Below are 12812 nucleotides of genomic sequence, written 5' to 3'. Positions count from 1 at the left end.
GAAAACATCAACAACCCGAAATTGAACGATAGAACCGGGTATAAAGCCCCTCGTTCCCGCCAGTGATGTAATTATCCCCTGCTTGTTGGATAATTGTCTGGTAGCGCTCGTTGGTGAATGCTTCTTTATAGGCTTCTTTATTACCATTGAATGCGGAGATAAACATCACGCCAGGCTGGCCACTGATCAATGAATGATAAGCACCAAAGCTGACGATCTTATCTTTGTTGTCACGAACTACATTGAAAATGGTCTCGTCACGCCATTGACGATACTGACTGTAATTCTCTGCAGGGACTTCAACATGGCGCAGTTGTACATATTCAGTCGCTGGCAAATCATCCGTGGAGTCGATCGGGGCTTCAACATATTTAACTAACTCGCGGCGGACATCACCGGCAAGCACTTTAGCGAATGTTTTAAATGCTTCTTCTAATTCACCTTCCTGACTTTCAATGTCAGCAATTGAACTGAAAGCACGCAGCTCCAATAATTCATTGATGCCCTGTTCGTCGGAGAAAAAATATTTTTTGCTATCGCTATTATTTAATGAAGAGAAAAGCGTTTTATCAGTATTGGTTTTCAACGGGAAGCGCGAGATGAGTACATATTTAGCTGACATAGTAAAGCCTCTATAGGAACGTGTGTGAGAGACATCACAATATCAATTCGCTCTTTTTAGAGAATTGTTACTTTTGTAATATAGATTTGGTATCACACATGTTATGGAAAGTGATGATTGGTTCGGGTAACCTACTTAACAGCACTCTTTCTACCTTAACTGACACCTGGACAGGTTGTTTTTCTGATGTTGACTATTCCCTCTTTCTCTCTGGATCCAGGGAAAATGGCGCGGGAGCTATGCATTGAATTATTTCAACGAAAAACTGCCTACAATCAAGCAATTACAATGCTTCGTTGCGGTTGCTCATGAACTGAATTTTCGGCGGGCCGCTGAACGAATGCGAATGACTCAGCCCCCGCTGACCCGACAGATTCAGTGCCTTGAGGACGTGATTGGTTGCCATCTTTTTACCCGTAATACTCATCAGGTTCACTTAACTGAGGAAGGCATGCGGTTACAGACTCAGGCCATGCAACTGATTGAACAACTTTCACAATTGGTCAAAAGTCTTAAAGTAGAAAGTGGGACCGTCAAAATTGGCGTGACCCGAACGTTGGATTTCACGTTAATTCCCACCATTAACGCACATCTGGAAAAACTGATTGATGCTGATGATGTTTCTTCTTATCAGCTGACGTCCAAGCAGTTATTACAAATCCTCGGCCGTGGAAATTTGGATATCGCGCTAACCGGGGAGAAATCTTCCAGTAATGATGACGAATTCGATTTCCGCTGGTTGCATCGCGAGCCTCTGATGCTGGCCTTGCCTTCATCACACCCGGCCAGTATTAAGGACAGCCTCTCATTGCAGGATGTGGCTGATTTGCCACTGTATTGGTTCAGCCGCAGCGCAAACCCCAGCTTTTATGATAAGTGCGAAGCATTTTTTGAAAAGCTGCCTTTTACCCTCAAGCGGAAATCAGAACCGGATGACTCTTTGCTGACGCTGGCGAATGTGGCCCGTGGAAAAGGGATGGCGTTGATGCCTGAATCCATGTGTTTGTCGATGCGTGAAGGGTTGTGTTATCGCAAGCTGGAGGCGCGGACGGCCCGGCAGTTGAATATTGATGTCTATTTAGTGGTACGCAAAAATGAGCAGCGCGAAAATGTCCTCAGAGCCGTGGAGCAGTTGATACCGCTGGCCCCCGAAGAGCAATCTGAACGGGTTTAAACCAGGCAGAACCGGATGAAAAGACGCCTTTACGGCGTCTGATTCAATTTCTGATTTAGCTGCTGATTGTTCTGATTCAGCTGTTGGGTTTGCAGGCGCTGCTGATCGTTTTGGATCTGCGAGCGCAGCCTGAGTTGTTCCTGCTGCTGGCTGTTGGTTATCCCCTGCTGCAACTGGCGCTGTTGCAGTTGTGAGTTGTTTTGCTGCTGCTGTTGCATCCGTTGTTGTGAGGGATTATTTAACAACTGCTGTGCACGGTCCGGCGGTGGGATCGTATTGGCCGCTGTGGCGTGTACGGCGAAAATCAGCGGCATTAGGGCCAAGAGTCCATAAACATGTTTCATCAGAGTACCCTCCATTCAGTCATTGCTTAAGTTTACGCTATAGAAGCGCACATCGTGGAGGTTCGCAGCACGTAACGCTTAAAGCGTGTCCTGGCTCTCATTGGGTGCATTATTGTACAGATGTAAACCATCTTTGAGCGCTGTCCCTTTCCAACTTCCGTTACAATCCCTCATCTTGTTCCTTTTCGGGCTGAACTGCGTGCCGTTACTTATTATTACCACCCTTTTGTGGGCCTTTTCTTTCAGCCTGATCGGCGTCTATCTCGCCGGTCAGGTTGACAGTGTTTTTTCCGTGCTGGTCCGTCTGAGCCTGGCTGCGCTGGTGTTCCTGCCGTTTCTGCGCTGGAAAGGGTACCCGGTTAAAACCCTGCTGATGTACATGGCGGTCGGCGCGATGCAGCTTGGCATCATGTATCTGATCAGCTTTGAGGCCTATTTGTACCTGTCGGTGCCGGAGTTCCTGCTGTTCACCGTGATGACCCCGCTCTACGTGACGCTGATTTATGACCTGATCAGTGGCCGCAAAATCCGTATCGGCTATGCATTGAGCGCATTGTTGGCCGTTGCCGGCGCGGCAATCATTCGCTATGACCATATCAGCGAACATTTCATCATCGGGCTGTTGCTGGTGCAGGCGGCAAACCTCTGCTTTGCGCTCGGGCAGGTGGGGTACAAACGTCTGATGGAAACCCATCCGATGCCACAGCACACGGCATTTTCCTGGTTTTATCTTGGTGCGCTGCTCTGCGCGGTGGTGGCGTGGTGCCTGTGGGGCAATCCGCAAAAACTGCCCACCACTGAACTGCAATGGGGGATCCTGGTATGGCTGGGGATTGGTGCGTCGGGGCTGGGTTACTTCATGTGGAACTACGGGGCGACGCAGGTGGATGCCGGAACGCTGGGGATAATGAACAACTTTCATGTCCCGGCCGGGTTGCTGGTTAATCTGGCGATCTGGCAACAGCAGCCACACTGGCCGAGTTTTATCCTCGGCGCTGCGGTGATTATGTCCTCACTGTGGGTGCACCGGCGTTGGGTCGTGCCGCGTCGCGAACAAACGGCAGATGATCGCACGCGTGCTGGCGCGCCGAACGAATAAACGCTTCGGTCACCGGCTGACGCTGTTCGCCGTCTCTCACGGCGGCGTACAAACGGCTCCACAAGCCGTCGCCCAGGGTTTTGGTTACGACTAAACCCTGGCGCTCAAAACTCTCCACCACCCAGTGTGGTAATGCCGCAATACCCATTCTTGCCGACACCATCTGAATTAATAACAAGGTGTTATCGACACTTTTCAGTGACGGGCTGACGCCTGCCGGTTGCAGGAAATGCCGCCAGATATCCAGACGTTGACGCTGCACCGGATAAATCATCAGCGTTTCTGTGCTCAGATCTTCCGGCGTGATGACAGGTTTGGTCGCCAGCGGATGGTCCGGTGCCAGCACCAGACGGACTTCAAAATCAAACATCGGTGAATAGTGCAAACCGCTGCGCGGCAGAATGTCAGACGTTAAGACGATATCCAGCTCGCCCTGTTGCAGCGCCGGTTGCGGATCAAAGGTCACGCCAGATTTGAAATCCATCAGCACCTGAGGCCAGTTCTGATGGAAGCTATCCAGCGCGGGCGTCAGCCACTGAATACAGCTGTGGCATTCGATGGCAATGCGCAATGAAGTCTGATGCGGTTCATTACACGCCTGCAACGCCCGCTGGATTTGCGGCAGCACCTGCTCGGCCAGATTCAGCATGATTTCGCCCTGCGGCGTAAAACGCAGCGGCTGACTTTTACGCACGAACAACCTGAAACCCAGCCGTTGCTCAAGGTCACTGAACTGGTGCGACAGGGCCGATTGTGTCTGATGAAGCTGCGAAGCGGCAGCAGCCAGTGACCCTGTGTTGCGCAGTGCTTGCAACGTTCGCAGGTGTTTCAGTTCGATCATGAGAGTCCTTCACTGTGACATGAATAATTTGCGCTTGTGGAATATACAGTACCTGCGGATTATGGATGTGTAAACATCTGGACGGCTAAACAGGAATTAAAAAGATGACGATACTGAATCACACTCTGGGTTTTCCACGCGTTGGTCTGCGTCGTGAACTTAAAAAAGCACAAGAAAGCTACTGGGCAGGCAATTCCACGCAGGAAGAGCTGTTGGCAACTGGCCGCGAACTGCGCGCCCGTCACTGGAAACAACAGGAAGAAGCTGGCGTGGATCTGGTGCCGGTCGGCGATTTCGCCTGGTACGATCACGTACTGACCACCAGCCTGCTGCTCGGCAACGTGCCAGCCCGCCATCAAAATGCTGACGGTTCTGTCGATCTCGATACCCTGTTTCGTCTGGGACGTGGTCGCGCACCGACCGGTAAACCGGCTGCCGCTGCGGAAATGACCAAATGGTTTAACACTAACTATCACTACATGGTGCCGGAGTTCGTGAAGGGGCAGCAGTTCAAACTGACCTGGACCCAACTGCTGGACGAAGTGGATGAAGCCCTGGCGCTCGGTCACAAAATCAAACCCGTTCTGCTTGGTCCGCTGACTTACCTGTGGCTCGGCAAAGTGAAAGGCGAGCAGTTTGACCGTCTTTCCCTGCTCAGCGACATCCTGCCGGTTTACCAGCAAGTGCTGGCCGAACTGGCAAAACGCGGTATCGAATGGGTGCAGATTGATGAACCTGCGCTGGTGCTGGAATTACCGCAAGCGTGGCTGGATGCCTACAAACCGGCTTACGAGCAGCTACAGGGTAAAACCAAACTGCTGCTGACCACCTATTTCGACAGCGTCGGTCACAACATTGAGACCCTCCGTCAGTTACCGGTTCAGGGTCTGCACATTGATGCGGTGGCCGGTCGCGATGACCTGCAAGCGGTGATTAACGCACTGCCCAAAGAGTGGCTGATTTCACTGGGTGTGATCAATGGGCGTAACGTCTGGCGTGCAGATTTGAGCAGCTGGTTCGACCGTCTGAAACCACTGGTGGAAGGCCGTAACGTCTGGATCGGCAGCTCCTGTTCACTGCTGCACAGTCCGATCGACTTAAGCGTTGAAACCCGTCTGGATGACGAAGTGAAAAGCTGGTTCGCCTTTGCCCTGCAAAAATGTGCCGAGCTGTCGCTTTTGACGTCGGCGCTGAATAACCCGACGCCTGAAGCCCAGCAGAAACTGGCGGACTACAGCGCACCTATCCGCGCCCGCCGTGAATCGACCCGCGTGAACAACGCTGCCGTCGGCAAACGTGTCGCCGCCATCGCTGCCGCCGATATCGAGCGCCCGCACGTTTACACCCAACGTGCCGAAGCGCAGCGTGCCCGTTTCAAACTGCCTGCATGGCCGACCACCACCATCGGTTCATTCCCGCAAACCACTGAAATCCGTGGCTTGCGTCTGGACTTCAAACAGGGTCGCCTCGACGGTAAAAACTACCGCACCGGCGTCAGCGAGCACATCCGTCAGGCCATCAAAGAACAGGAACGTCTGGATCTGGACGTCCTGGTGCACGGCGAAGCCGAACGTAACGACATGGTGGAATACTTCGGTGAGCATCTGGACGGTTTTGTCTTCACGCAAAACGGTTGGGTACAGAGCTACGGTTCCCGCTGCGTCAAACCACCGGTCATCATCGGCGACGTCAGCCGCCCGGAAGCCATCACCGTTGAGTGGGCGAAGTACGCACAGTCCCTGACCGAAAAACCGGTCAAAGGCATGCTGACAGGACCTATCACCATTCTCTGCTGGTCCTTCCCGCGTGAAGATGTCAGCCGTGAAACCATCGCCAAACAAATTGCGCTGGCGCTGCGTGACGAAGTGGAGGATCTGGAAAAAGCCGGCATCGGCATCATCCAGATTGACGAACCGGCACTGCGCGAAGGCTTGCCGCTGCGCCAGTCAGAGTGGAATGCGTACCTGCGTTGGGCAGTGGATGCGTTCAAACTGAACGCCGCGATTGCCAAAGATGACACGCAGATCCACACCCATATGTGTTACTGCGAATTTAACGACATCATGGATTCGATTGCCGCGCTGGATGCTGACGTGATCACCATCGAAACCTCGCGTTCCGATATGGATCTGCTGGAGTCCTTCAAAGACTTCGAGTACCCGAACGAAATCGGACCCGGCGTTTATGACATTCACTCGCCGAACGTACCGAGCGTTGAGTGGATCGAAGACCTGTTGCGTAAAGCGGCGGACCGTATCCCGGCAGAGCGTCTGTGGGTGAACCCGGACTGCGGCCTGAAAACCCGTGGCTGGCCGGAAACCCGTGAATCGCTGGAAAACATGGTGAAAGCTGCCAAACGTCTGCGTGCAGAGAACATCTGACCCTGACTGGGTGTGGTGATGCAGTTACATGAGGGCACTTCGGTGCCTTTTTTTGTTTTCATTCTCGCCTGAAACGCCTATCTGTTAATCGTCATATGCCGAATGACTTCTCCGTTTTTTATTTATTACAGCGATACTCATTAAGCGAAGGATTTCCTTTTGCGACTGCACACAATCAGTTTTAAACGGAGAGTTTTACAATGAATGTACTTATTGTTGATCAACTATCCATTTTCATTCAGGGTATGTCGGCGGGTCTAAAAAATATAATGCCGGAGATTGGTGTAAACGGCGTCAATAGCTTAGATGCAATATGGCATGCTCTGGACGAAAATAATATTTCAGTGATTTTACTTGATGGTGAAATGGATCATGAAGCCTGTGTTCCTGTACTGGATGAAATTTCATTGTCGCACCCAAATATTCGGATCGTGATCATGTTGGTGAAGGTAAAAAAGAGCGCCTTACAGTTTTACCTGCGACATCATGCTATTGCGGTAGTCTCTAAAAATGCATCGCTGGAAACCATTGGGCAGGTATTAAGAACGGCATCCTGCGGAATGGTCTGTGTACCGAATGAGCATTATGAAGATATTGGTGAGGAGCAGTCATTAACCCGGCTCAGTCAACGGCAAAGGGAAATATTGCGACTGATCGCGGCCGGAGAGTCTAATAAGCAGATCAGTCGCCTGTTAAATATCAGTGCAGGAACGGTAAAGTCCCATCTTGAATCCATTTACCGGCGGCTGAATGTGAAAAATAGAACGCAGGCCGCCATGATGTTATCACTCGATGAATAATCGTCACTAGTCAGTCCTTTCTGTTCTGCTTTATTTCTCCAGGGATCCTTTATTGTTATTTCACACGAGTGGCACCGTTTTATTTCTGAACATTTTTCTTGGTTCGTGGTGACAAGCGTGTCCCCAATTTTCGTTTATCTCGGATGACTTGCCAGAAATAGTGGCAGGCCACCATCGCAATCCCGACATCTTTCAGCGCCCAGAACGGCAGTGCATGAGCATAAAGCTGTATATCGAACAGCAAGTACGGCAGATTCAGCCCGCCCTGAGCGGCGAAACCAAAAGCGGCGGCGATCAGCCCGATCCTATACCAGGCTGGTAGCAGCAACATGCGCTCGTTCAGTGCGCAGAAAAAGATAATCAGGGCTGTGGTGATATCAATCAGCGTCAGGGCTAAAAAACCCCACCATTCAATGTTCATTGCGGTTATCTCCGGCAGATTTTTTGGTTGCCCGTGTGCGCGGCGGGGTATCGCGTGGTGTGGCGGCGCGGGGTTTCGACATACCCCGCGCCACGCGTTTCAGCTCCCCGGCCACTTCGAGAATGTCGTCGTCTTCGCGGCGGTTAAAGAAATTCGCCAGCCAGGCGATCATTCCAACGCTGACAGCACCGACGACATAACCGAGGCCCATGGCGGTGTCGGCTTCGTTAAAATTCATCCCCAGCCAGCGGGAGACAATACCGCCAAGGGCTGACGTTGCGCCGACGCTGATGCTGCCAATGATCAAGCCAGCCGAAAACCGGCCATGGCGATGAAGCTTTTTGGGCTGCCAGAAAAACGAAATACTCAGGCCGCCAAACAATCCGGCAAAGGCGGCGAGGATCTGGCTGACAAAAAAATTACCGACGGGGTCAAGTATCGCGGCTGTCATAGTCTCTCCTCATGGCTTAACACAGTGCCACGGAGGGCGTGGCACTGTCTGATTGCGGGGGACATGCTGTCAGAAGCAGATCAGAATGCCGGCGAACACATAGTTTTGCGCATTGAACGTCAGCGCATTTCCCACCAGACCGGTCGGAATGCCGTGCTGTCCGGTTGCGGGGTCATACATGTAAAATCCGTGTGCATCACGACCGAGTGCCACCCAGTGTGTACCGCCCGCCACCAGCGCCAAATAATAACCGGCGGCTTGCACCATTCCCTGAAGCTGAGCTGCACTGTCAATCACGGTGGCGGTATTGCCGATTCGCGCCCGCTGCGGAGCAATGAGCGGAAGCAGAGCGCCGGGTAAGTCAGGCGTCACCATCACCTGCACGCCATCATTAAAGCCACTCTGGATACCGAGGCTGACCAACGTGGAGGGCAGAGAGAGCGGCGCGGCGTTGGTAAACGCCGCTGGATATCCCGCCAGGCCGTTCTGGATGTGGATCACCGCGTTGTAAGTGGTATTACCCAGCGGTGTATTGGCCGGATTGCCCAAATTACGGGCATTAATTAACGCGCTGAGTGCATAAGCACCGCATGAATTACTGCCGGCAGGCTGCTGAAGATTATAATTTTGGAACATAATAACACCTCAAAAGTCATTAACAGGATGGGCGGAGTATTGAACGCCGAAAATAATGTCGCCGTTCAAGCTTTAATTGAAATAAAAGAGTGAACCGGTTATTTATTCGCAGGGGCTGATCTTCACCCAGGAATGATAAAGATCGGTGGTTAAATAACGCGTCTGTGTTTCGGGTGAATATGCCAGGCGTTTAGGACTGCGATTACCGCGCACCGCTTCTATATCGGCGCTGTACCAGCGGTATTTTTCTGGTAATGCCTTATTTTCAAGCGAGTCACCACCAATCGATTTCTTATTCAGCGACCAGCTGTTCCATAATGAGCTATTATCTTTTCCGCTCCAGCCGGCTTCTTTGGCCTGCGCCGTGGTGACATAACTGGACGGTAAGACATCATCGCGGTTGAGTATCTTTAATAACTGCACTAACTCTTTTTCATGTTGAATAGGTTTTACACCAAGCTGATGCAATGCCTTATTTGCTTCGCTGACGGCCGTGGTGCAAGAAATACTTTCTGCCGCGCTGGCAGAATAAACCGGAGAAAGGGCGCAGGCCAGCAGGGCACTGTTAAGCAGCGCGATGGCAATACGATGAGGGAGCAAATCGGACAACGGCGTTTTTTTCATGACAATATCCTTAATGATGAGCGTGTTCAGGCCAATAAAAATAAGCTACGTTCTGCGATTCTGCGGCGGGTCAGCCCGGCGACCTCTTTGCCACCGGCTTTATTCCAGCGCAAAAACTGGTCGGCGGCGCTCTGCAACTGTCCCTGATTGAGTAATTTCAGCAGCGTTGAGCTTTGTAAGTTGCCGACACCTAAATTGAAGGTAAATGAGACCAGTGCATCGAACTGGTTTTGCGTCAGCACCATGCTGACCCACTTATTCACCCCAGCCTCGCTGACTGCCAGATCCTTACGCAGCAAATCCCCGGCTTGCGCCCCGGTGATGGGTTGCGGAAAACTTTCGGTCGGTAGGATCAAATGGCCGTAACCAATGGTCCATTTGCCGACCACGTCCTGGTACTTCTCCAATCGCAGGCCTTCGAAATCTTTGATCAGCGCCAGGCCATTCGCGCCGGTGGTTAACATGACATTACTCATCTGCTGACTCCTTAACGTTAGGGATTGGGATCACCCGGTTGGTGTACTCATCGATCAGGCGCATGACACTTTCCGGTGGCTCCAGCACCGTGAACTGCATTTCGATCTCCACATGGCGGCTGTCGCGGCCTTCACTGTCTTTACTGGCGGGTGACAGGCTGACATGAAAACGGCTGACATTGTCCTGCCCGCTGTCTGGGCCAGCCGACAGCTGTTCGACGCCATCGGTACGCACAGTCAGATGCACTTTCATCTTTTCCAGCATCAGGCCGCGCGGTGTGGCCAGTGCCACCAGCGGCAGCTCGAAGTGATTTTTCTCATCAAGCTGCATAATCAGAGTGCGCGGCATCAGACTGCCGTCGTCCATATGTTCAAAAAAGGGGTCCAGCGCCTGCATATATTGGTGCGCAATCAGCTGGTTGGCTGACGAAGCCGCGAGCTGCATACCTCGGGTAATGTCCTCCAGCGTGACAGGAACCCGCGGGCCCTCGGCCACCGGTGGTTCTGGTGGAGGATCGGGTAAGGTGGGATCCGAGGGGGTATCGGGTGGGCCTTCTGGCGGGCGCTTTCCGCCGCCAAACCAGTTTTTCAATGACATAACTGACTCCTGAAAAAGAAGGCCGCCACAGACGCGGCCTTCGGTTTACATTGCCTGCCACCAGGGGGATAACTCAGTTCACTTTTTCAGGCTCTTTGGCTGGGGTCGTCCCGGGACCTGCGGTTGAGGTTTCCGGGAAGGCGTCGAGTTTTTTGTCGTCCAGTTTTTTCGCTTCGGCAGGCAGAACGGCCGGTTTAGTGGCAGCATCTGTCAGAAAATCAATCACGCGCATCAGCGCTTCCGGCGGTTGCTGGCGTTTGATTTGGGTATGGATGCTGTACTTCGCGCGGGTATCGGATTTGCGGGTTTGTTCTGCTTTATGCGAAACACGGCCAGAGACTTTTACTTTGACCGGACCCCAGCCGAGCGTGGCTTCGAAAGACCCTTCTGCATCGTCCGTACTGGAACTGGCTTCGCTTTGGGTGACTTCAAGTTCGAAATCAATGGTCCCTTCTTCGATACAAATGATCGGGTGAGTGATGGCCGCCAGCAGAGGAATGCGCATGGTTTTTTTGACCACCCCCTGAATCACACCGGCTTGATCAACCACCGTTTCGTCATAATCAAACTGCACGGCTTCGGCCTTGCCGTCCTTGATACAGACGGAAAGCAGGAAATCGGCATAAGCCTTGCTGGCCTGAACCTGCGCTTTAATCATGGCCTGCAGCGGGCCGCCAATCATATTTTCTAACGGCAGGGCATTGATAACGGAACCAATAAATTGTGTATCCATAATGCGTACTCCTGTGAGGTGAAAAGTGATGACGAAGTGCGAGCTCGCAGGAGAAACAATAGGGGGTATGGGGCGGTGAAAATATCCGCTTAGCGGCGGGCGACATGGCTATGAATGGCGGAGTACCTACCGGATATCTGGCCGATGGCAAAGTGCAAAAACGCGTTTTTTACTGGGGCGAATTCCCCGTATCCAATTCATTGCTGCCCGCATTGCTGATGCGGGCAGCAATCCTTCTACATTTTATCGACCTTTCTCGCATTCCCTGCGAGCGGAACAAAAGTTCGCGCTGTAGTTTGGTTATGATGAGCTGCTTATTTCTGAAAGGTCGCCGACGATGAAAACCCCTCTGCACATTGCTCTGATGCCGTTGCTGGAAAACCCCAAAGGGGTGCGGCAAGTGTATTTTGCGGGGAATCAGCATCCTGCACCGCCGCTGGCTTATGACGTTAATTTTCCGCGCCTTGAGCTGGTGCTTTCCGGCGAGCAGGAGATGGGGTGGGGCGATCCGCAGGGGCATCATCAAGTGCAGACCCTGTCCGTCGGTGACGTGCTGTTTGTGCCTTCTCACGGTTGGAACAACCCGCGCTGGCAGTTGCCGGTGACGACCCTGAGTATTTTATTTGGTAAACAGCAGCTTGGTTTCAGTTTGCTGAACTGGAACGGTGAGGTTTTTTTTGCGGGGGAGAAGGGCAATGTGGCACGACGTGGGCCGAGGGTCGGGGCATTTATGTTGCAGGCACTGAATGAGTTGGCCTGGCATCAGGAGGATCAACTTACTGCGCACTTTCTGGTGAAAGGGTTATTGAGCCATGTGCTGGATCTGTTTGGGTCTTCCACGCTAACCACATCGCGCAGCCAGACGTTATTTACGGTGATCCGTGAATATTTGGAAGAGCATTACCGTGAACCGCTGACCCGGGAAGCGGTGGCCAGCGTCTTTTATATTTCGCCCAACTACCTGTCACACCTGTTCCAGAAATCAGGCGGCATCGGTTTCAATGAATATCTCAATCATGTACGGCTGGAGCAGGCTAAAAACCTGCTTAAACGCTATGATATGAAGGTAAAAGAAGTGGCGCATGCCAGCGGCTTTCTCGACAGTAATTACTTCTGCCGTCAGTTTCGCAAAAACACAGAAAGGTCACCTTCTGAATACCGCAGCCAGTATCGCAGCCAACTGAGCATCACGCCTGATTGATCGCTGAAAGTTAAATATTTGTCGCGGTTATTCAAGCCGAATCCGGGTTTCCTGCGGTGAAGTGGCCACTTTACGCACCGCGCTGATCACCCGGCCACTGCCGCTTAAAAAACCATGAATACTGACCTCCACTACGCGCTGGTGAGCAAATCGTTCAGCCTCTTCGAGCATAATATCGGCAATTAACAGTACGACATCAGCCTGGGCAATATCTTCTGCAGAAAGGCGGTTTTCGACGCCGAGCGCGCCCTGAGTTTCCACTTTCAGGGACCATTTCTCCTGCGCACAGAGTTTTTCTAAGCGTTCAGCGGCCATGTAAGTATGGGCTACGCCGCTGATACAGGCGGTCACGGCCACCAGTTTTATAGACATATCCCCATTCTCCTTCAGGCCGCATTGGTGCGGCTTCCT

At 52.3% G+C, this 12812-nt stretch carries 16 protein-coding genes; 5 read left to right on the top strand and 11 right to left on the bottom strand.

Annotated elements, in window-relative coordinates; translation table 11 throughout:
• Positions 1-7 precede the first annotated feature (7 nt).
• A complete protein-coding gene (locus EAH77_RS19575) occupies positions 8-622 on the bottom strand; it encodes a hypothetical protein (protein ID WP_140474498.1) in 615 nt (204 codons plus the stop codon).
• Between the two features lie 244 nt (positions 623-866).
• Between EAH77_RS19575 and EAH77_RS19570 the strand changes: the two genes are divergently transcribed.
• Positions 867-1796: a LysR family transcriptional regulator gene (locus tag EAH77_RS19570; RefSeq protein WP_140474497.1), complete on the top strand. Its 930-nt coding sequence runs from the start codon at positions 867-869 to the stop codon at positions 1794-1796.
• 29 nt (positions 1797-1825) lie between these two features.
• Here EAH77_RS19570 and EAH77_RS19565 read toward each other — a convergent pair whose 3' ends face one another.
• On the bottom strand, positions 1826-2140 hold the full coding sequence (locus EAH77_RS19565) for a DUF2756 domain-containing protein (protein WP_140474496.1): 315 nt from the start codon (positions 2138-2140) through the stop codon (positions 1826-1828).
• A gap of 199 nt (positions 2141-2339) precedes the next feature.
• On the opposite strand from EAH77_RS19565, the gene EAH77_RS19560 reads away from it, so the two are divergent.
• The gene (locus tag EAH77_RS19560) at positions 2340-3239 is read left to right on the top strand and encodes a carboxylate/amino acid/amine transporter (protein WP_140474495.1); all 900 of its coding nucleotides are present in this window, start codon (positions 2340-2342) and stop codon (positions 3237-3239) included.
• Here the strand turns inward: EAH77_RS19560 and metR are convergent.
• Complete coding sequence (metR, locus tag EAH77_RS19555) at positions 3145-4080, bottom strand: HTH-type transcriptional regulator MetR (protein ID WP_140474494.1); 936 nt, start codon at positions 4078-4080, stop codon at positions 3145-3147. The two genes, EAH77_RS19560 and metR, sit on opposite strands and share 95 nt — an antisense overlap.
• Positions 4081-4184: 104 nt before the next feature.
• On the opposite strand from metR, the gene metE reads away from it, so the two are divergent.
• Together metE and EAH77_RS19545 are read left to right on the top strand one after the other, a co-directional pair.
• Complete coding sequence (gene metE, locus EAH77_RS19550) at positions 4185-6461, top strand: 5-methyltetrahydropteroyltriglutamate--homocysteine S-methyltransferase (RefSeq protein WP_140474493.1); 2277 nt, start codon at positions 4185-4187, stop codon at positions 6459-6461.
• Between the two features lie 200 nt (positions 6462-6661).
• Positions 6662-7261, top strand: a complete 600-nt coding sequence (locus EAH77_RS19545) for a response regulator transcription factor (protein ID WP_140474492.1) — start codon at positions 6662-6664, stop codon at positions 7259-7261.
• A 79-nt stretch (positions 7262-7340) separates the two neighbouring features.
• Here EAH77_RS19545 and EAH77_RS19540 read toward each other — a convergent pair whose 3' ends face one another.
• The 7 genes from EAH77_RS19540 to EAH77_RS19510 form a co-directional block, all read right to left on the bottom strand.
• Positions 7341-7682 (bottom strand): hypothetical protein, encoded by a 342-nt coding sequence (locus tag EAH77_RS19540; protein ID WP_140474491.1) that lies wholly within the window; start codon positions 7680-7682, stop codon positions 7341-7343.
• Positions 7672-8133 (bottom strand): hypothetical protein, encoded by a 462-nt coding sequence (locus tag EAH77_RS19535; RefSeq protein WP_140474490.1) that lies wholly within the window; start codon positions 8131-8133, stop codon positions 7672-7674. The genes EAH77_RS19540 and EAH77_RS19535 overlap by 11 nt, the downstream gene beginning before the upstream one ends.
• Positions 8134-8202: 69 nt before the next feature.
• Positions 8203-8769, bottom strand: coding sequence for a hypothetical protein (locus tag EAH77_RS19530; RefSeq protein WP_140474489.1), 567 nt, complete (start codon positions 8767-8769; stop codon positions 8203-8205).
• A 102-nt stretch (positions 8770-8871) separates the two neighbouring features.
• A complete protein-coding gene (locus EAH77_RS19525) occupies positions 8872-9393 on the bottom strand; it encodes a ribonuclease domain-containing protein (RefSeq protein WP_140474488.1) in 522 nt (173 codons plus the stop codon).
• A gap of 26 nt (positions 9394-9419) precedes the next feature.
• Positions 9420-9869 (bottom strand): lysozyme, encoded by a 450-nt coding sequence (locus tag EAH77_RS19520; protein ID WP_140474487.1) that lies wholly within the window; start codon positions 9867-9869, stop codon positions 9420-9422.
• On the bottom strand, positions 9862-10467 hold the full coding sequence (locus EAH77_RS19515; RefSeq protein WP_140474486.1) for a DUF2589 domain-containing protein: 606 nt from the start codon (positions 10465-10467) through the stop codon (positions 9862-9864). The genes EAH77_RS19520 and EAH77_RS19515 overlap by 8 nt, the downstream gene beginning before the upstream one ends.
• Before the next feature lie 73 nt (positions 10468-10540).
• Positions 10541-11200: a DUF2589 domain-containing protein gene (locus EAH77_RS19510; protein WP_140474485.1), complete on the bottom strand. Its 660-nt coding sequence runs from the start codon at positions 11198-11200 to the stop codon at positions 10541-10543.
• A gap of 337 nt (positions 11201-11537) precedes the next feature.
• On the opposite strand from EAH77_RS19510, the gene EAH77_RS19505 reads away from it, so the two are divergent.
• On the top strand, positions 11538-12401 hold the full coding sequence (locus EAH77_RS19505; protein WP_140474484.1) for a helix-turn-helix domain-containing protein: 864 nt from the start codon (positions 11538-11540) through the stop codon (positions 12399-12401).
• 27 nt (positions 12402-12428) lie between these two features.
• Here EAH77_RS19505 and EAH77_RS19500 read toward each other — a convergent pair whose 3' ends face one another.
• The gene (locus EAH77_RS19500; protein ID WP_140474483.1) at positions 12429-12773 is read right to left on the bottom strand and encodes a PTS fructose-like transporter subunit IIB; all 345 of its coding nucleotides are present in this window, start codon (positions 12771-12773) and stop codon (positions 12429-12431) included.
• Between the last annotated feature and the right edge of the window lie 39 nt (positions 12774-12812).

It is taken from the genome of Ewingella americana (genome assembly GCF_006438725.1).
In the GTDB taxonomy this organism is placed as follows: Bacteria; Pseudomonadota; Gammaproteobacteria; order Enterobacterales; family Enterobacteriaceae; genus Ewingella; species Ewingella americana_A.
This window is presented reverse-complemented; position numbering and strand designations above follow the sequence as displayed.

What these genes read in the sequence shown, in the direction of transcription:
- EAH77_RS19545 (WP_140474492.1), top strand. Translation starts at nt 6,662, where the DNA reads ATGAATGTACTTATTGTTGATCAACTATCCATTTTCATTCAGGGTATG.
- EAH77_RS19540 (WP_140474491.1), bottom strand. Translation starts at nt 7,682, where the DNA reads ATGAACATTGAATGGTGGGGTTTTTTAGCCCTGACGCTGATTGATATC.
- metE (WP_140474493.1), top strand. Translation starts at nt 4,185, where the DNA reads ATGACGATACTGAATCACACTCTGGGTTTTCCACGCGTTGGTCTGCGT.
- EAH77_RS19535 (WP_140474490.1), bottom strand. Translation starts at nt 8,133, where the DNA reads ATGACAGCCGCGATACTTGACCCCGTCGGTAATTTTTTTGTCAGCCAG.
- EAH77_RS19525 (WP_140474488.1), bottom strand. Translation starts at nt 9,393, where the DNA reads ATGAAAAAAACGCCGTTGTCCGATTTGCTCCCTCATCGTATTGCCATC.
- EAH77_RS19500 (WP_140474483.1), bottom strand. Translation starts at nt 12,773, where the DNA reads ATGTCTATAAAACTGGTGGCCGTGACCGCCTGTATCAGCGGCGTAGCC.
- EAH77_RS19530 (WP_140474489.1), bottom strand. Translation starts at nt 8,769, where the DNA reads ATGTTCCAAAATTATAATCTTCAGCAGCCTGCCGGCAGTAATTCATGC.
- metR (WP_140474494.1), bottom strand. Translation starts at nt 4,080, where the DNA reads ATGATCGAACTGAAACACCTGCGAACGTTGCAAGCACTGCGCAACACA.
- EAH77_RS19575 (WP_140474498.1), bottom strand. Translation starts at nt 622, where the DNA reads ATGTCAGCTAAATATGTACTCATCTCGCGCTTCCCGTTGAAAACCAAT.
- EAH77_RS19520 (WP_140474487.1), bottom strand. Translation starts at nt 9,869, where the DNA reads ATGAGTAATGTCATGTTAACCACCGGCGCGAATGGCCTGGCGCTGATC.
- EAH77_RS19505 (WP_140474484.1), top strand. Translation starts at nt 11,538, where the DNA reads ATGAAAACCCCTCTGCACATTGCTCTGATGCCGTTGCTGGAAAACCCC.
- EAH77_RS19515 (WP_140474486.1), bottom strand. Translation starts at nt 10,467, where the DNA reads ATGTCATTGAAAAACTGGTTTGGCGGCGGAAAGCGCCCGCCAGAAGGC.
- EAH77_RS19510 (WP_140474485.1), bottom strand. Translation starts at nt 11,200, where the DNA reads ATGGATACACAATTTATTGGTTCCGTTATCAATGCCCTGCCGTTAGAA.
- EAH77_RS19565 (WP_140474496.1), bottom strand. Translation starts at nt 2,140, where the DNA reads ATGAAACATGTTTATGGACTCTTGGCCCTAATGCCGCTGATTTTCGCC.